Origin of the sequence: Pseudomonas sp. NFIX28, from assembly GCF_900107395.1 — a bacterium.
GTDB lineage: Bacteria > Pseudomonadota > Gammaproteobacteria > Pseudomonadales > Pseudomonadaceae > Aquipseudomonas.
The window spans coordinates 1-17,281 of record NZ_FNPW01000015.1 but is presented as its reverse complement, the minus strand read 5'-3'; the positions used below and the strand labels follow the sequence as shown (position 1 = coordinate 17,281).

Annotated in this window: 17 protein-coding genes and 2 pseudogenes; 10 read left to right on the top strand and 9 right to left on the bottom strand. The window is 65.2% G+C overall.

Features of this window, described 5'->3' with window-relative positions; translation table 11 throughout:
* Positions 1 to 35 precede the first annotated feature (35 nt).
* The 3 genes and pseudogenes from BLV20_RS24380 to BLV20_RS24370 form a co-directional block, all read right to left on the bottom strand.
* Positions 36 to 1,451, bottom strand: coding sequence for a homospermidine synthase (locus tag BLV20_RS24380; protein WP_092304989.1), 1,416 nt, complete (start codon positions 1,449 to 1,451; stop codon positions 36 to 38).
* Between the two features lie 159 nt (positions 1,452 to 1,610).
* Positions 1,611 to 1,871, bottom strand: coding sequence for a metallothionein (locus tag BLV20_RS24375; RefSeq protein ID WP_092304988.1), 261 nt, complete (start codon positions 1,869 to 1,871; stop codon positions 1,611 to 1,613).
* Between the two features lie 321 nt (positions 1,872 to 2,192).
* Positions 2,193 to 2,333: pseudogene (locus BLV20_RS24370) on the bottom strand (general stress protein); the annotation flags it as partial.
* Between the two features lie 151 nt (positions 2,334 to 2,484).
* On the opposite strand from BLV20_RS24370, the gene BLV20_RS31135 reads away from it, so the two are divergent.
* Positions 2,485 to 2,661, top strand: a complete 177-nt coding sequence (locus tag BLV20_RS31135; protein ID WP_139192737.1) for a general stress protein — start codon at positions 2,485 to 2,487, stop codon at positions 2,659 to 2,661.
* A gap of 292 nt (positions 2,662 to 2,953) precedes the next feature.
* Here BLV20_RS31135 and BLV20_RS24365 read toward each other — a convergent pair whose 3' ends face one another.
* From BLV20_RS24365 to BLV20_RS24350, 4 genes are all read right to left on the bottom strand, one after another.
* Positions 2,954 to 3,172, bottom strand: a complete 219-nt coding sequence (locus BLV20_RS24365) for a hypothetical protein (RefSeq protein WP_139192736.1) — start codon at positions 3,170 to 3,172, stop codon at positions 2,954 to 2,956.
* Positions 3,173 to 3,307: 135 nt separating this feature from the next.
* Positions 3,308 to 4,306: an NADP-dependent oxidoreductase gene (locus tag BLV20_RS24360; RefSeq protein WP_092304986.1), complete on the bottom strand. Its 999-nt coding sequence runs from the start codon at positions 4,304 to 4,306 to the stop codon at positions 3,308 to 3,310.
* A 78-nt stretch (positions 4,307 to 4,384) separates the two neighbouring features.
* A complete protein-coding gene (locus tag BLV20_RS24355; RefSeq protein ID WP_092304985.1) occupies positions 4,385 to 5,248 on the bottom strand; it encodes an alpha/beta fold hydrolase in 864 nt (287 codons plus the stop codon).
* A 102-nt stretch (positions 5,249 to 5,350) separates the two neighbouring features.
* Complete coding sequence (locus tag BLV20_RS24350) at positions 5,351 to 6,139, bottom strand: SDR family NAD(P)-dependent oxidoreductase (RefSeq protein ID WP_092304984.1); 789 nt, start codon at positions 6,137 to 6,139, stop codon at positions 5,351 to 5,353.
* 146 nt (positions 6,140 to 6,285) lie between these two features.
* Between BLV20_RS24350 and BLV20_RS24345 the strand changes: the two genes are divergently transcribed.
* Complete coding sequence (locus BLV20_RS24345; protein ID WP_092304983.1) at positions 6,286 to 6,885, top strand: TetR/AcrR family transcriptional regulator; 600 nt, start codon at positions 6,286 to 6,288, stop codon at positions 6,883 to 6,885.
* A 72-nt stretch (positions 6,886 to 6,957) separates the two neighbouring features.
* Here the strand turns inward: BLV20_RS24345 and BLV20_RS24340 are convergent, their stop codons facing one another.
* A complete protein-coding gene (locus BLV20_RS24340; protein ID WP_092304982.1) occupies positions 6,958 to 8,319 on the bottom strand; it encodes an OprD family porin in 1,362 nt (453 codons plus the stop codon).
* An 833-nt stretch (positions 8,320 to 9,152) separates the two neighbouring features.
* Here BLV20_RS24340 and BLV20_RS24335 point away from each other — a divergent pair.
* Positions 9,153 to 9,557, top strand: a complete 405-nt coding sequence (locus BLV20_RS24335) for a DUF3077 domain-containing protein (RefSeq protein WP_092304981.1) — start codon at positions 9,153 to 9,155, stop codon at positions 9,555 to 9,557.
* 87 nt (positions 9,558 to 9,644) lie between these two features.
* On the opposite strand, the pseudogene BLV20_RS24330 reads toward BLV20_RS24335, so the two are convergent.
* Positions 9,645 to 9,847 (bottom strand): annotated as a pseudogene (locus BLV20_RS24330) (quercetin 2,3-dioxygenase); the annotation flags it as partial.
* Positions 9,848 to 10,045: 198 nt separating this feature from the next.
* On the opposite strand from BLV20_RS24330, the gene BLV20_RS24325 reads away from it, so the two are divergent.
* The 7 genes from BLV20_RS24325 (at position 10,046) to ycaC (ending at position 17,008) form a co-directional block, all read left to right on the top strand.
* Positions 10,046 to 10,996, top strand: a complete 951-nt coding sequence (locus BLV20_RS24325; protein ID WP_092304980.1) for a GlxA family transcriptional regulator — start codon at positions 10,046 to 10,048, stop codon at positions 10,994 to 10,996.
* Positions 10,997 to 11,243: 247 nt separating this feature from the next.
* Entirely contained in the window at positions 11,244 to 12,233 is a 990-nt protein-coding gene (locus tag BLV20_RS24320) for an MBL fold metallo-hydrolase (protein ID WP_092305124.1), read from the top strand.
* Between the two features lie 46 nt (positions 12,234 to 12,279).
* Positions 12,280 to 13,203 (top strand): LysR family transcriptional regulator, encoded by a 924-nt coding sequence (locus BLV20_RS24315; protein WP_092304979.1) that lies wholly within the window; start codon positions 12,280 to 12,282, stop codon positions 13,201 to 13,203.
* Positions 13,204 to 13,315: 112 nt separating this feature from the next.
* Positions 13,316 to 13,732, top strand: a complete 417-nt coding sequence (locus BLV20_RS24310) for a DoxX family protein (RefSeq protein WP_092304978.1) — start codon at positions 13,316 to 13,318, stop codon at positions 13,730 to 13,732.
* On the top strand, positions 13,725 to 14,357 hold the full coding sequence (locus BLV20_RS24305; protein WP_092304977.1) for an antibiotic biosynthesis monooxygenase: 633 nt from the start codon (positions 13,725 to 13,727) through the stop codon (positions 14,355 to 14,357). The genes BLV20_RS24310 and BLV20_RS24305 overlap by 8 nt, the downstream gene beginning before the upstream one ends.
* Positions 14,358 to 14,475: 118 nt before the next feature.
* Positions 14,476 to 16,314, top strand: a complete 1,839-nt coding sequence (locus tag BLV20_RS24300) for an amidohydrolase (protein WP_092305123.1) — start codon at positions 14,476 to 14,478, stop codon at positions 16,312 to 16,314.
* A 70-nt stretch (positions 16,315 to 16,384) separates the two neighbouring features.
* Positions 16,385 to 17,008 carry an isochorismate family cysteine hydrolase YcaC gene (ycaC, locus tag BLV20_RS24295; RefSeq protein WP_092304976.1) on the top strand — a complete coding sequence of 208 codons (624 nt, stop codon included), beginning with the start codon at positions 16,385 to 16,387 and terminating at the stop codon, positions 17,006 to 17,008.
* The last annotated feature ends 273 nt before the right edge of the window (positions 17,009 to 17,281 follow it).

The window sequence follows — 17,281 nt, the reverse complement described above, 5'->3', positions numbered from 1 at the left end:
AGCTCCAGCTCCAAGCCCAAGCCCAACGCCAGCGGTCAGCCGCCACGGAAATTGCGAAATTGCCAGGGATCGTCCTCACAAAGGCCGGGTTCGGGGAACAGCGGCGGGCGTTGCGCGAGAGGCGTCCAGTCGCTGTAGAAACCTTCGAGCTTGCCGAGGTAGGGCGCGCACAGGTCGAGGATTTCCCGGTGCGGCAGTTCATCCGGCTCGAGGATGCCGCGTTGCGGGTTGCGCAGGCTCCAGATCACGCCTGCCATCACCCCGGCGGTGACCTGCAGGCTGGTGGCGCTGTTGTGCGGGCACAGCGCGCGGGCTTCTTCGATTGCCAGCCGGGAGCCGTACCAGTAAGCGTTGCGGGCGTGCCCCATTAACAGCACGCCGAGTTCGTCGCGGCCGCCGACAATATCGTCGTCCAGCAGTCGCTGGCGCGGTTGCGGCCGCCAGTGACGGCTTGCCAGCTCGTGAAGCGAAAGCAGCGCGTCATCGCACGGCCGATAAGCGTAATGCACCGTGGGCCGGTAAACCGGATGCGGGCCTTCACCGACTGTCAGGTACTGGGCGATGGAAATGGCCTCGCTGTGGGTGACCAGGAACCCCAGGGTCGGCCCCACGCCCGGTGTCCAGGTATGCACGGGCGTGGCGGCGCCCGGTCGTTGCAGGTAAATCGCCGCATGGCTGCCGTAAGGGTGTCGGCGCGCATCGGGCGGCAGGCCCCGTTCGTGGCTGCCCCAGCCCAGTTCGGCGGGTTGCCGTGCCTCGGCGATAAAGCCTTCCACCGACCAGGTGTTGACGAATTCCCCCGGCTCCTTGCGGCGCTCGGCATATTGCGAGTCGTACTCGGCAATGTGGATGACCTTGACCCCCAGCGAGCGGGCCAATTGCGCCCATTCCTCGCGGCGGGTGGGCGAGGGGCGCGTCTGGCCGAGGTCGCGGGCGATATTCTCCAAAGCCTGCTTGACCAGGTGCGAGACCAGGCCGGGGTTGGCGCCGTGGGTGATGATCGCCGTCGCGGTATCGGTGCTGCCGCGCAACGCCAGCAAGGCATGGCGCAAGGCATAGTTGGTGCGCTCCTGCGGTTGCAACTCGTCACTGTCGTAGCCACCGACCCACGGTTCGGTGCAGGTGTCCAGGTACAGCACCTGGCGTGCCTGGCAAAACGCGAGCAACGCCTGGCTGGATACCTGCACGGAGAGGTTGAGCAAGAAGTCGCCGGGTTGCAGCCACGGCTCCAGGCATTGATGGAAGTTCTCTTCGGTCAACGCCTCCTCCTGCACCTGGACGCCATATTCACGCGCCGCCTCGCGGGCGGCCGGGGAGGGGCAGATAATGCACACCCGCGCCGGTTCGAGCGCGATATGACGCAGCAGGAGCGGTAATACGCCTCGTCCGATGCTGCCGTAACCGATCATCAGCAGGCGTCCGGAAAAAGGCTGTTGCGCAACGGCTTTCATAATCTGTCTCCTGCTCCGCAGGTTGCGCCCCGGCGGTGCCCCGGGCTTGCCCGAGGCGGCATCGAAGACGGTCTGCAATAAGCGTTTCGACTGCCTCCTGTTCTTGGCTGCTGGCCTTGCGGGCAGCTGCGCCACTCACCGCGCAGGCGAGCCCATCGCTCAGGGTGAGATGGGATCGCTGGCGGGGAAGGTTTCCTCGACCGCCGAATCCAGCTTCGAATCGCTGATGGTGCGCTCTTGCAGCTTGACGCCTTGTTCGCAGTGGCAATCTTCGGCGGGGCAAGGCTGGCCCTGCGGGTGCAGGTCCGCGCAAGCCTGGCTGCAATAGTATTTTCCGTCGCGCTGGTAAGGCTGGTCTTCAGGGCAGAGGCAGGAGCAGCCGGGACAGGCGCAATGTTGGCCGGGGCTGGAAGTCGACATGTTTCCTCCGAAGATCCAATCGGCAGATGCAGAAATCTGCAGCCGCTTAATCCTTTGAAAGAGCCGAGCGGCAGAGGTTTTTTCCAGATCCGATCGCCCTGACGAATGGTCTTGCCCGGGGAACGAAGTCGCAGCGGATGGGAATAAACGGTGTTTATGAAGGGGCGGCATAATAGCGCCGTTATCTGCTCTTCAAAGTTATAGCTTTGAAGATTAGGAAGCACTTTGGTTTTAGGTTTGGATGTGGGTTGAAAGTGTATGGTTAGTTGGAAAGCATGATGTGATTATTTGTCTGAATTATTTGAAGGGTTATGGGTGGTTTTATGGGGTGTGTAAAGTCGGGTTTATGAAATCCAGTTTGCAGCTATTTAAGTTTGTCGCGCCTGATGTGTTTAAGGCGAAACATGCCTGACCGCCTTTTCTACCTGCCTGCGAAGCCTTCTCGCGATCGTTGGCAAAGTTGCCTTTCGTCGAGTCTGTTAGTGTCGTGTGAAGCCTGGCGTAACGGCGATGTTAACCTTGTGTTATCGCTGGCTGCCGTCAAGGAATTGCATAGAGCGTAGTGTTGTTCCGCGAGGCATCAGGCGAGGCGGCCTTGAAAGAGGAAACCCCAATGAACAAGAACGACAAGCCTGGAAGTGACCATTCCTTTGCCGACGACCCCGAGAAAGTGAAGAACGCCGACAAGAAAATCGATCCGGCGCCCGAGATCAAGACCGACCGCGCTGAAAAGGCGCGTATCGGTGGGCAGCACAGCCATGGAGGCAACCGCGACGGCAAGGAGCGCTGAAAGCCGTCTTGCATAGCGCCGGTGGCATGAATGGCCACCGGCTGTTGGCGCTGGTGTAGAACCATCCGCCTCGCATTGGCGGCCGCCTTCGTGCGCCTGCCGCGCCGCGGGCGTGCCATCTGCAGGGCGCGCGGCAAAAAAACCGAACTGTCGTCCCTTGCGCAACGTCCATCCTGATAAGCCCGTGGCACCGCCAGCGGCGGGCTTTGGCCGAGGAGGTGACTGCCATGAAGCCCGATCCTCGCGACGCAGGCTCAAAGGTGGGCGCAATGGCCGAGCGACATGAACAGGCTCAGGGCTTTTTCTGCCGCTCGAGGTCGGCGGGCCCCGGCAGCACCCGCGGGCCTTGTTGCGCCTTCGCTGTTTCGCGGCTCACGCGTTGATCGTCGGTCAAGCCAACGCCGCGATCCTCGGTCTCAAGCTGCGGCGGCGGCTTGGGTAAGTGGTCTTTGCCCGGGTTTTTATGCCGGCTGTTCATGAGTTCACCTGTGGGGTTTCGACGGGCGTTCATGGGCTGCTCAATGGCCAGGTTGCCTGACGGGCGCTGGCCAGGCGGGCTGCTTTTGTCGCAACCACGTATCTATAGCGACGCCGGGCATGGGCAGTTGTTCCGGCGATATGCCCAATGGCTGGCCGGGGCGGGCAGCTACCTGACTTCAATCACCACCTTGCCTTTGGCCCGTCCCTGTTCGACATAGGCCAGCGCATCGGCCGTGGCCTCCAGTGGAAAAGACCGGTCGACCACCGGCCTGATCACGCCGGCCTCGACAAGGCTGGTGATTTCACCCAGCTGGGCACCTTGCGCCCGCATGAACACAAAGGCGTAGCGCAGATTCCTGCTGCGCGCTTTCCTTCGGATACCGCTACTCAACAGGCGCACGGCCTGCCTGAGCACCCAGGACAATCCCTGCTCTTCGGCGAACTGCGGGGTCGGCGGGCCCGAGATGGAAATGAGCTGGCCGCCCGGCCTCAGGACCTTGAGCGATTTTTCCAGCACATCGGCCCCCAGGCTGTTCAACACCACGTCATAGCCCTGCAGCACTTGTGCAAAGTCTTGCTTGCGGTAGTCGATGACCACGTCCGCGCCGAGCGCCTTTACCCACTCGACATTGTCGGTGCTGGTGGTGGTCGCAACGAAGGCGCCCAGATGCTTGGCCAGCTGGATGGCAAGGCTGCCGACGCCGCCAGAACCGGCATGGATCAGCACCTTCTGGCCTTTTTGCAGGCGGGCGGTCTCGACCAGTACCTGCCAGGACGTCAGCGCGACCAGCGGGATGGACGCGGCGGCCTGCATGCCGATGTTTCTCGGCTTCAAGGCAAGCGCCTGTTCGTTTACGCAAACGAGCTCGGCGAAGGTGCCGATGCGCGCCTGGGGCGGGCGCCCGTAGACCTCGTCGCCCGGCTGGAAGCGGCGTACCGCCGAACCCACGCGCAGCACCACGCCGGCCAGGTCGTTGCCCAGTATCAGCGGCAGGGAATACGGCAGGATCGCCTTGAATTCGCCGGCCCTTATTTTCGAATCGAGCAGGTTGACGCTGGCGGCGTGGACCTGGACCAGGACATCGTTGGGCCCCACCTGCGGGTCGGGGACCTCGCCAATGCGTCCGGTGTCCTTGCCGTAGCGGTCGATGAAGAATGCTTTCATGTTGAGAGGCTCTGTGGTTTCAAGTGGCGGTGGCGGGGCGGTCAAGACGCGGCATGGGCCAACGGCCGGGTCGCCTCGTCAGGCATCGAGGAAGGCTTGGGCCTTGGCCACGAAGTCGGCGTGGTACTGGAAGATGCCGCCATGCCCGGCGTCTTCATAAATGATCAGTTGCGAATGGGCGATCCGCTTCGCCAGTTCAATGGAGTTCGCGGTGGGCACCATGATGTCGCTGTCGCCATTGGCGATCAGCGTCGGCATCCGCAGGCGCCCGAGGTCCTGGGGCGCTTGCCGGCCCCAGGCGCCAATGGCTCGCAGCTGGCGCAGGAAGGCGCGGGGCGTCGGGCCTTTGTCACGCTGTCGTTTTCTTTCCTTAAGCCGCTGCAGGAACGCCGTGGCGGCTTGTCGGCCCTGGGCCGTAGGCGTGAAGAATAGATAGAACTTGGGATCGCGCAGGGTCAGCAGACCCTTGAGCATCAATGGCCACGCCACCGACCAGACCCGCTCGATGCCTGCGCCGCCGGCCGGCCCGGTGCCGGTCAGGATCAGCTTGCGCACCCGCTCCGGGGCTTTCAGCGCAATCTCCTGGGCCACGAAACCGCCGAGCGAAAAGCCCAGCAGGTCGACCTGCTCCAGGCCCAGCGCGTGCATCACCCGGAGCGCATCGTCGGCCATTTCAGCGACCGTCGTGGGCGCCGTGCCCGCCGATGCGCCGATGCCCCGGTAGTCGGTGGCGATGACGCGCCGCGTGCGTGCCAGGCCGTCGACCAGCCGCGGGTCGAAATGGTCCAGAACCGCGCCCCAATGGTTCAGCAGCACCAGCGGCACGCCGCCCTGGGGCCCGATGTCGCGGTAGGCGAAGGCGCTGCCGTCGACCGTGATCGAGCGATTCACCGCCGCTGCGAACGGCGATCCGGGGCCTGAGTGTTGGTCTGTGGTCGTCATGTCTGTTGCGTGCCCCTGATGCGAAGTGCGAATGCCCATGGAAGGCTTTGGAGCAGGCGCCTGCAGCGGGGATCAACCCTCGCCCCGCAGGCGCCTGGCTATTCAGGCGTCTGCCAGGTACCGCGCGGCGACCTCGGACTGCCTGATCTCCCCGAGCAGCCCCTGGCGGGCGGCCTGCAGCGCATCCCAGCGGGCGCCGTCGTGCAGGGGTGGAATGGTCACCGGCTCGCGACGATCGAAACCGGCCAGCGCGGCGTCGACCAGGTCGCCCACCTCCATGATGTCGGTCAGGGTATTGATATCGATGCCCGCGCGTTCCCAGATTTCGGTGCGGGTCGCGGCCGGCAGGACGGCTTGCACGTAGACGCCGCGGGGCGCCAGTTCCAGGCTCATGCCTTGCGAGAGAAACAGCACGAACGCCTTGGTCGCGCCGTAGATCGACATGCCGAACTCCGGCGCGAGGCCGACCACCGAGCCGATATTGATGATCGCGCCGTCACCCGCCTGCGCCAGGCGCGGGGCAATGGCGCTGGCGAGCCGTACCAGGGCGGTGGTGTTGAGCGAGACCAGATGGGCGGCGCTGTCGGGCGTCTGCTCGATAAAGCTGCCGGCCTGCGCGGTGCCCGCATTGTTCACCAGGATGCCGATACGCGCGTCATCGCGCAGGCGGGCCTCGACGGCTGCCAGGTCGTCGATCCGCGTCAGGTCGGCCTGCAGCACCTCGATCGCTACCTTGTGCGCGTCGCGCAGCCGCGCTGCCAGCGCCTCCAGCCGCGCCTGGTCGCGGGCAACCAGGATCAGGTCATGCCCGCGTTGCGCAAAGCGCTCGGCGTAAGTGGCGCCTATGCCGGTGGAGGCGCCAGTGATAAGGACCGTTGGGCGAGTGTTCATGGGCTCATTCTCTTGAGGATTGGACGGGGGATTCACCTGCTTTTCATTAGGATGATGATCGAAATCTAAACTGTCAACGGTTTTGATTATGGTCGACATCTATGTATCATGGCGGCAGATTTCAGCGCGGTACGGAGGGATGGAAAATGCGCGTGAGCAAAGCCCAGGCACAGGCAAACCGGGAACACATCGTCGAGACGGCTTCAGTGCTGTTTCGCGAGCGAGGCTTCGACGGTGTAGGCGTGGCGGATCTGATGGCGGCCGCCGGCTTTACCCATGGCGGTTTCTACAAGCATTTCGGGTCCAAGGCCGACCTGATGGCCGAAGCGGCCGCGCACAGCCTTGCGCAATCGCTGCACAACCACGCGGACGTTGGCGTGCCGGAGTTCTTCAATCGGTATATGTCGCGGGAACACCGCGACGCCCGGGGCAGCGGTTGCACCATGGCGGCCCTGTGCGGCGACGCGGCGCGTCAGCCCGCGGACCTCAAGGCGACCTTCGCCAGCGGCATGGAACACACCCTGGCCGCACTCGGCAAACCCTACGAGGCAGGGCAGGACGGCGGGCAATCCGGTGTGCGGGCCGACATGATCGACCTGCTCGCGCAGGCCGTCGGGGCGCTCATCCTGTCGCGTGCCTGCCCGGATGATTCGCCCTTGGCGGATGAGATTCTCGACGTTTGCCGGGCGCGGATCATGGCCGCATTGCCAGCGGCCACGGCCGGCGAGCCGCAGGACAACGGCTAGGCGCGCGCTTCGCCTGAAGGGCGTTGAACCCGCGCCGCCCCCGGCCCGCAGGCCGCGCAGCCCCGCGCGGTTTTAGAAAGGCCCGAACTTGAGCGGGTACTGGATGACCAGGTACAGCCGGTCGATGTCGTCGCCGGCCTGGGCGGCGTTGGCCCGGTGACTGACATGGGACAGCTGCAGCGACAGGCCCTTGGCCGGGCCCGATTGCACGATGTAGCGCAGGTCCAGGTCGCGTTCCCAATGGCGTCCGCCGCGCCCCTGTTGCGGGCTATAGGCGCCGCGCTGGCTATCGAAGAGGTTGTAGGCGCCGCCCTGGGGCGCATGGCTGCCGTCGATGCCGCGGCCGCTCACATAACGGCTCATGAAGCTCAGGCCGGGAACGCCCAGGGCGCCCAGGTCGAGGTCGTAGCGCGCTTGCCAGGAGCGTTCGCCCGGGCCGTTGAAGTCGGCGTATTTGATCGAGTTGGCGAGGTAGATGGAGTCGCCGCCGACGAAATCGAACGGCGTGTCGCCATGGATTTTCTGATAGGCCAGGGTGAACGCCTGGGCCCCGAGCCGGTATTGGCCGCTGAGGCTGTAGGCGGTGGTGTCGATGGCGCCGGCCTTGGCCTGGCCCTGGTCGCGGCTGCGGTACAGGTTGCCGTCCAGCAACAGCGCACCCAGGCTGGCGTGCAGGTTGGCGTAGTACTGGCGCCAGGTGTCGCTCAGCGCCGAAGCGTAGAGCGCGCCGCCCACGGCTTGGCCGGCGAACAGGTCGGCGCCGATGAAGTCGATGCTGGCGTGGCGGGTGGTGGCCCCGTAGCCGGAAAAATCGCCCCTGGCGGTCGAGGCGTCCTGGTTCTTGAAGGCGCTGAAGTGACCGGCCTGCAAGTCGAGCCCCTCGATTTCCTTGCTGGAGAGCAGCAGGCCGCTGGCGTATTCCGGTTGCAGGCGTTTGTCGGCGGTGTCGAACACCGGGGTCGCCACGGTCATTTCCCCTAGCGCCAGGGTGGTGCGCGAGGCCTTGAACTTCAGCGCGCCGCCGGCGCTGGAATAGCTGCTTTCGCTGCGCCCGTCGTGGTCCAGCGGCAGCAGCCCGGTCCCGGAATGCCCCTTGCCGCCGTCCAGTTTCAAGCCCAAAAAGCCGTGGGCATCGACGCCCACGCCCAGCGTGCCCGGCGTAAAGCCGGACTCGAACGAAGCGATAAAACCCTGGGCCCATTCCTGCTGGTAGCTCTTGCCGCCCGGGGGCGGGGAGCGATAGTCGGTGTTGAGGTAGAAGTTGCGGCCGAGCACGTCGAGCCGCGCTCCCTCGAGAAAGCCGGGCGTGCTTTGCCCGGGCTCTGTTGCCCATGCCGGCGTGGCGCTGGCGGTGAGCGCGGCCAGCAGCCAGAGCGGCTTCAGGCAGGAGCCCGCAGCGCCCGGCGCAGTGCAGTGTTTCGATGCAAGCGGCATGCTTGGTTCCCGCGTCAAAGTGGGCGGCCCGGAACGCGCGTGGCTTGGTTTCCGGCGGCTGTCGGCACGCCTTCGGTCTGCCCGCGTCCGCTCGGCGTGGCCATCGGATCGAGGCCAGGCATGGTTGCGTATTCCAGGGCGCGCGGCTTGTACGGCTGTGCTGCCTTCGGCGGTTGGACCCCGGAACGGGTGCCCGCCGCTGAATTGCCCGCGGCCATCGCCTTGAGCAGCGTCGGGACCAACGTCGCGCGCGTTGGATCTTGAGATCGTTGAAGACCTTCGGCCTTATCGCAGCCTGCGGCAGCGGCTACAGGGATGGCGTTCTCAGGTTGTGCATTTGCCCGGGTGGCGGGCGCTGGGGCTTGAGAGCGCTGGAGGACCTTCGGTCCTATCGCAGCCTGCGGCAGCGGCTACAGGGATGGCGTTTTCAGGTTGTGCATTTGTCCTTTGAGCAGGCGGTCGATGCTCGATTTTTTGCGGAAAAAAGCTCGCGGCTTGTACGGTTTTTCTCTTTGATTTGTAAGGTATTTCCGAGAGAATCGCGGGGTTACATTTCTGCGGTTTTGGCGTCTTGTGCCTGTTGAATGTTCGGGGCTAGGCTGCCCCGGTCGCTGCAAAATCAGCGACCGGGACTGCAAGCCCGAACAAGCAAGAAGCGCTAGACGCACACCCAGAATCGTTGAGATATCAGCTCGATTTATGGTGGCTGCGTGCGGGAGACTTTCGGGTCTGCCGGGTTTGCTTCTTCTTCCCGGTCTTGCAGACCTGCACGTAGCCGCCACCCATCATCTGCAAGTGATGCTGGCGGTCTTCATCAAAGAAGGAGCTGCGTCATGAAAAAGATCGTCCCCGATCCGCCCATGCTTTCGCCCAGCCGCGAGCGGATCGTCCAACTGGAAATCCCCAATCAAACCCTGCGTCAGGCGCTGGAACGCAGCGATGGCGGCGAGCCGTTGCACCGTAGCTTGCAGGAAACCGGCAGCAGCTCTTTCGGCTGTCGCGACGGCAACGGCCGTCCGCTATTCGCCGTTCGCCCCGGCGTCAGTGCCGAGGAGGCGTTGTTGCATGTGTCGTTGTTGCTCAAGTGCGCCGAGGAAACGGCGGATGAGATCACCAGTGCCAGCGGGATCGAGCGGGGCTTGATCTGGTCGATGATCCATTCGGTGGAGATGGCGCGAGCGGTGGTGGATGCGTTGCTCGATGGCGCGCGAAGGCAGGGAGACGCGCAGACGTCTTGAGAAGGGAGCATCGCCCGCCCGCCGAACGGCCGCAGCGGGGCAGGGGAAAAAAGCCCCGGGGGCCCCAAGCCCCCGGGCCGCTGCCGGTCAAGGCATTTCCGGCAGTTCCTGCGCCCGCAGGTCGAACACCAGCACTTCGGCATCCACGCCGTTGCTCAAGGTCAGCGCCTGTTCCTCGCGGCCCGCACGCCATCGCCTTCCTGCAAGAGCAGGCCATTGAGCTCGACCGAGCCGCGGGCCATGTGCACATAGGCGGAGCGCTGGGGGGCGAGGTGCAGGGTGGCGCTTTGATGGGCCCGTTTGGGGAGAAGGTTAATGTTTACCCAGCGGCGCAATAAGTGGCTGGAAAGCGAAAGACTGTCCCTCGCTGGTTGACAATTTTGTGCGCCGAATCACGTATTCTTGCCCGAAGTCCAGACCTCGTCCGGGCATACTGTGCCGCGTCGGCGTAGACCTTCCATCCTCTTGATTCCAGTGATGTCCAACCCATGAAAACCGTGGCAATGGTGCTGTTTCCAGACTTTCTCCTGCTCGATATGGCCGGGCCCATGGAGGTGTTTTCCATCGCCAATCGCTACCTGCCGCCGGACGCGCATTATCGGCTGTCGACCATCGGCACCGAGCACGGCGCGTTGCGCGCTTCCAACGGCGTCAGTGTCCAGGCCGATGTGCACCTGGACCAGGCGTGCGAGCGCTATGACTTGTTGCTGGTGCCGGGCGGCCCGGGGGCCTACAACGAAAAATATCCGTCGTTGCTCGACTGGCTGCCGGGGGCCGTGGAGCGCTCGGCCGTGTATGGCTCGATCTGCACCGGGGCGTTCATCCTCGGGCATGCCGGTTTGCTCGATGGCTATCGGGTGACGACGCACTGGCATTACACGGAACGCTTGATCCGGGCCTTCCCCAAGGCGACGGTGGAGACCGACCAGATCTACGTCGAGGACCGCAACCTGATCACCTCGGGCGGGGTCACCGCCGGCATCGACCTGGCCCTGGCGGTGGTCGCCCGGGACCACGGCAAGCAGGTCGCCCAGGACGTGGCCAAGGTGCTGCTGGTGGTGATGAAGCGCCAGGGCGGGCAGGCGCAGTTCAGCCCGCTGATGGCCGAGGTGGCGCCGCAGGAAACGCCCGTGACGCGGGTGCAGAACTATGTGCTCGAACACCTGGACGAAGCCTTCGGCATCGAACGCATGGCCAGCCTGGCGAACATGAGCGCGCGGCATTTCGCCCGGGTGTTTGCCCGTGAAGTGAAGATGACGCCCATGGAGTTCCTGCAAAGCGCGCGCATCGACCGCGCCAGGCACCTGCTGGAGACCAGCGACCTGCCGCTCAAGACCGTGGCCTACAAAAGCGGGTTCGGCAGCGTGCGGCACATGCGTTTCCTGTTCGGCGAAAAACTCGGCCTGACCCCCAGCCAATACCGCGAACAGTTCAGCTAAAGCCCGCTTGTCCGTCTGGCGCAGCGCGTTGGCCGCTGCGCTCCCTCCAGGGCGGTTGTGCCGTCATCGATGCCTGCCAAGATGGTCGGCGACTCCCGGTCACGCGGGGGGGGGCGCGCTGCCAGGCGGGGCGGGCGCCAACTCAGCACATGCTTGCAATTCTCAAGGAGAGGGCCGGTGCATGATCGAACTCGTCCGGCCAGTGCTGCTGTGGCCGTTTTTTACTGATTCGATCAAAGGTGAAGGCATGAAGCATTCTCTGGTTTGCACGCTGCGCGCAGCAGCCCTGGCATTGGCCCTGACGTCGCTTGGCGCCCAGGCGCAGGCGCCGCTCCAGGCCACCCAGGTCCCCGGTTATTACCGGCTGGCGGTGGGGGATTACGAAGTGACGGCGTTGTTCGATGGCTACAACGACCTGTCGCCGAAGCTGCTCGAAGGCCTGAGCCAGGGCCAGATCCGCGCCTTGCTGGCCCGCCGTGCGCTCGAGGCGCCGGGGGTACAGACCGCCTTCAATGCCTTCCTGGTCAACACCGGCAAGCAACTGATCCTGGTGGACAGCGGCGCCGGCCAGTGCATCGGCGCCACGGCCGGCATGCTCACGGCGAACATGCAGGCCGCCGGCTATCGCCCGGAGCAGGTCGACGCGATCCTGCTCACGCACCTGCACCTGGACCACGTGTGCGGGCTGGTGGACGGCAAGCAACAGCCGCTGTTCGCCAACGCCACGGTCTACGCGGCGCAGGCCGAAGCCGATTACTGGCTCGATCCGCAGGCGCTGGCCAAGGCGCCGGCCGGTGCCCGCGAATACTTCAAGATCGCCCAGGACTCCACCGCGCCTTACCGCGCCGCCGGGCGCTTCAAGACCTTCGCCGGCGGTCAGTCGCCGCTGCCGGGCATCGAGGCGCGGCTGGAGGCCGGGCATACCCCGGGCAGCAGCACCTACCGCTTTACGTCCCAGGGCCAGAGCATCCTGTTCATGGGCGACCTGGTGCATAACCTGGCGGTGCAGTTCGAGCATCCCGAAGTGTCGATCCGCTTCGACGTCGACAACCAGCAGGCGATCAAGAGCCGGGCCGAGGTCTTCAGCGAGGCGGCCAGCAGCAAGACCTGGGTCGCGGCGGCGCACCTGCCGTTTCCGGGCGTGGGCCATATCGCCGCGCAGGACGGGCATTTCCAGTGGGTGCCGGGTGAGTACGGGCCGTACCAGCGGGCGGCCAAGGTGCCACTGATCGAGTAACGCCCGCCCGACCCGCCCCTGGCCGCAACCACAAAGGGACTGCCCCATGAACCGTAACGACCTGCGCCGCATCGACATGAACCTGCTGGTGATTTTCGAGGCCCTGATGTTCGAGAGAAACCTGACCCGGGTCGCCGAGAAACTGTTCATGGGCCAGCCCGCGGTGAGTGCCGCGCTGGGGCGCCTGCGCGACCTGTTCGACGATCCGCTGCTGTTGCGCAACGGCCGCGGTATGGAGCCGACGGCCCGCGCGCTGGTGATCCTCAAGGAGCTGCAACCGGCGATGGATGCCATTTCCGGCGCGGTCAGCCGGGCCAAGGCATTCGACCCAGCGAGCAGCTGCGACCTGTTTCGCATCGGCCTGTCGGACGATGCCGAGTTCGGTCTGTTTCCGCCGCTGTTGAGCCAGTTGCGCGAGGAGGCCCCGGGCATCGTGGTGGTGGTGCGCCGGGCCAATTACCTGTTGATGCCGGCCTTGCTGGCCTCCGGCGAGATTTCCGTCGGGGTCAGCTACACCACCGAACTGCCGGCCAACGCCAAGCGCAAGAAGCTGCGGGATATCGGCTGCAAGGTGCTGCGCGGCGACACCCGGCCCGAGCCGCTGACGCTCGATGAATACTGCCGGCGACCCCACGCCATGGTGTCGTTCTCCGGCGACCTGAGCGGCAACATCGACCTCGACCTGGCCAAGGTCGGGCGCAGCCGCCGCGTGGTGCTCGGGGTGCCGCAATTCAGTGGCTTGCGGGCCTTGCTCGCCGGCACCGAGATGATCGCCACCGTGCCGGACTACGCGGCCTGCGCGCTGGTCGAAGGCTGCGCCTTGCGTGCCGAGGACCCGCCGTTCCCGATCGAAGCGGCGCAGCTGTCCATGGCCTGGAGCGGGGTGCACGACAACGATCCGGCCGAGCGCTGGCTGCGCTCGCGAATCGCCCGGTTCATGTCCGAGCCCTTGGCTGGCCACAACGCCTAGGCGTTGCCGCTGGCGAAGAGAGCACATCCATTCAATTTTTCCCGCCCCTGGGGCGGCACCATGCAATCTCGGTGTAGACGCCGAAGATTCTTCACGTTGAGCGGGGGCGCCAATGATCGCTTCACCATGGGATGACCGGGCCCGGGACCTCGGGCTGCTGTTTCTGCGAGTCAGTGCCGGGCTGTTCCTGCTCTGGGTGCACGGCCTGCCGAAGCTGCTGGATTACCACGCCGAACTGCAGCGCATCGAAGACCCGTTCCAGCTGGGCGCGCAGCCGACGCTGCTGCTGGCGATCTTCGCCGAGGTGCTGTGCCCCTTGCTGATCGTCGCCGGGGTCGCGGTGCGCCTGGCGTGCCTGCCGATCCTGGCGGTGCTGCTGGTGGCGCTGCTGGTGGTGCATCCGCAGTGGAGCCTGGCCGAAGGGCAGTTCGCCTGGCTGCTGTTGATCCTGTTCGGCAGCATCCTTATCGCCGGCCCTGGACGGCTGGCCCTCAATGATCGTTTTGCTGGAGCCTTGCGTTATGTCTGATGCCAATCGCCGCGACGCGGCAAGCGCGCTGCCGGGTGCCGACGAGGTCGTGACCCTGATCGTCAAGCACCGGGTCAAGGCCGGTGCCGAGGCGCCCTATGAAGCCTGGTTGCGGCGCATCGTCGGGGTCGCCGGGCAGTACGAGGGGCACCTGGGCGTGGACGTGATCCGCGGCAAGAGCGGCGGCCTCGCGTTGTTCACCTGCGTGCTGCGTTTCTGCTCCACCGCGGCGATGCAGCGCTGGCTCGACTCGCCGCAGCGCCAGGCGCTGGTGGCCGAGGCCGCGCCGATGCTGGCCGACGGCGACCAGACCGAAGTCCACCCGGTCCACGAGTTCTGGTTTACCGCCCAGGACGATGGCGCCTCGGCACCGCCACGCTGGAAGCAGGCGCTGTTGACTATGCTGGTGATTCTGCCGCACACCCTGCTGGTGCCGCTGATCTGGGGGCCTGTGCTGCAACTCAACCCCTTGCTTGCCAACTACGTGGTCGCGACCTTTCTGATCACCCTGACCATCGTGCTGTCGGTGGTCTACCTGTGCATGCCCCTGGCGACCCGGCTGTTCGCCCCCTGGTTGCAAGCCTCTGTCGCCGATCGACACCTGGAGCCCGGCCATGGCCAATAACGACGAACCGACCGATCCGCTGCGCCGCCACTTGCTCGCGGCCGGATCCTTGCTCAGCGCCGCGGCGGCTTTCTGGCCGCGGCTGTCCCTTGCCTCTTCCCATTCAGAAGGACATCCGATGAACGCCGATCTGATTCTGTTCAATGGTCAATTCCATACCGTCGACCGCGAGAAACCCCGCGCCAGTGCGGTAGCCATCAGCCAGGGACGCTTTGTCGCAGTGGGCACCGATGCCGAGGCCATGGCCTTGCGTGGCAGCGGCACCCAGGTCATCGACCTCAAGGGCCGCACGGTGATTCCCGGCCTCAACGACTCGCACCTGCACCTGATCCGCGGCGGCCTGAACTACAACCTGGAACTGCGCTGGGAAGGCGTGCCGTCGCTGGCCGACGCGCTGCGCATGCTCAAGGACCAGGCCGAACGCACGCCAGCGCCGCAATGGGTGCGGGTGGTGGGCGGCTGGAACGAATTCCAGTTCGCCGAGAAGCGCATGCCGACCCTGGAAGAACTCAACCAGGCCGCGCCGGACACCCCGGTGTTCGTGCTGCACCTGTACGACCGCGCGCTGCTCAACCGCGCCGCGCTGCGCGTGGCCGGCTACACCCGCGACACGCCGAACCCGCCGGGCGGCGAAATCGTCCGCGATGCCAATGGCAACCCCACCGGCATGCTGGTGGCGCGGCCGAATGCGATGATCCTGTACTCGACCCTGGCCAAGGGGCCGAAGCTGCCGCTGGAATACCAGGTCAACTCGACGCGCCAGTTCATGCGCGAACTCAATCGCCTGGGCCTGACCAGCGCCATCGATGCCGGCGGCGGTTTCCAGAACTACCCGGACGATTACGCGGTGATCGAGCAACTGGCCCGCGAGCAGCAGTTGACGGTGCGCATCGCCTATAACCTGTTCACCCAGAAACCCAAGGAAGAACTCACCGACTTCAAGAACTGGACCGGCAGCGTCAAGCTGCACCAGGGCGACGACTTCCTGCGGCATAACGGCGCCGGGGAAATGCTGGTGTTCTCCGCGGCGGACTTCGAGGACTTCCTCGAGCCGCGCCCGGACCTGCCGCAGACCATGGAGCAGGAGCTGGAGCCGGTGGTGCGCCACCTGGTGGAGCAGCGCTGGCCGTTCCGCCTGCACGCCACCTACGACGAATCGATCTCGCGCATGCTCGACGTGTTCGAGAAGGTCAACCGCGACATTCCGTTCAATGGCCTGCCGTGGTTCTTCGACCACGCCGAAACCATCACTCCGAAGAACATCGAGCGGGTGAGGGCGCTGGGCGGCGGCATCGCGATCCAGGACCGCATGGCGTTCCAGGGCGAATACTTCGTCGACCGCTACGGCGCCAAGGCCGCCGAACAGACCCCGCCGATCAAGCGCATGCTCGCCGAAGGCGTGCCGGTGGGCGCCGGCACCGACGCCACCCGCGTCTCCAGCTACAACCCCTGGACCTCGCTGTACTGGATGGTCAGCGGCAAGACCGTGGGCGGCATGGAGCTGCACGCCGAGGGCCTGCCACGGCAGACCGCGCTGGAGCTGTTCACCCATGGCAGCGCCTGGTTTTCCTCGGAGCAGGGCAAGAAGGGCCAGATCAAGGTCGGCCAGCTGGCGGACCTGGCGGCCTTGTCCGCGGACTTCTTCAGCGTCGAGGAAGAGGCGATCAAGTGGATCGAGTCGGTGCTGACGGTGGTCGACGGCAAGGTGGTGTATGCCGCCGGCGATTTCTCCAAGCTCGGCCCGGCCAGCCTGCCGGTGATGCCCGACTGGTCGCCGGTGGTCAAGGTGCCGGGCCACTGGCGCCCGACCTCGCCCTTGGCGGCCCAGGTGCACCAGTGCAGCGGCCCCTGTGCGGTGCATTCGCACAGCCATGAGCGGGCGCGCCTGTCGAACGTGCCGGTCAGCGACTTCCAGGGTTTCTGGGGGGCGTTCGGCTGCTCCTGCTTCGCCTTCTGAGTCACGTGAATTTCCTGTCCAGGCGCCGGTGTCGGCGCCTAAGCCTTATCCCTAAACAAGGAGTCATCCCATGAGCAAGACTTACAACCGTTTGAACAAAGACGACGCCGTGGTGCTGCTGGTCGACCACCAGACCGGCCTGATTTCGCTGGTGCAGGATTTCTCGCCCAACGAATTCAAGAACAACGTCCTGGCCCTGGCGGACCTGGCCAAGTTCTTCGAGCTGCCGACCATCCTCACCACCAGTTTCGAATCCGGCCCGAACGGCCCGCTGGTGCCCGAGCTGAAAGAAATGTTCCCGGATGCGCCCTACATTCCGCGTCCGGGCCAGATCAACGCCTGGGACAACGAAGACTTCGTCAAGGCGATCAAGGCGACCGGCCGCAAGCAGCTGATCATCGCCGGTGTGGTGACCGACGTGTGCGTGGCGTTCCCAACCCTGTCGGCGCTGGCCGAAGGCTTCGACGTGTTCGTGGTGACCGACGCTTCCGGTACCTTCAACGAGACCGTGCAGCAGGCGGCCTGGGTGCGCATGACCGAAGCCGGCGCGCAAATGATGAACTGGTTCTCGGTGGCCTGTGAGCTGCACCGCGACTGGCGCAACGACATCGAAGGCCTGGGCAACCTGCTGTCCCAGCGCATTCCCAACTATCGCAACCTGATGAACAGCTACTCGGCGCTGACCGCCAAGTAAGCCGCGCTGCACGGCTGCCGCAAACGAATGCCCGCCCTCGTGCGGGCATTTTTTTGCCTCGCGGACAGCGCGATCCCTGTAGCCGCTGCCGCAGGCTGCGATCGGCGGCGCAGCCGTTGTAAAACCAGGCGATGTGGTTTTCCAGGCAGATCGCGGACTGAGGTTTTGCGGCAACTGCGTTGCCGTTCGCAGCCTCGCAAGCTTGGCAGCGGCTACACAGGCATCGCGGTCCCTGTAGCCGCTGCCGCAGGCTGCGATCGGCGGCGCAGCCGT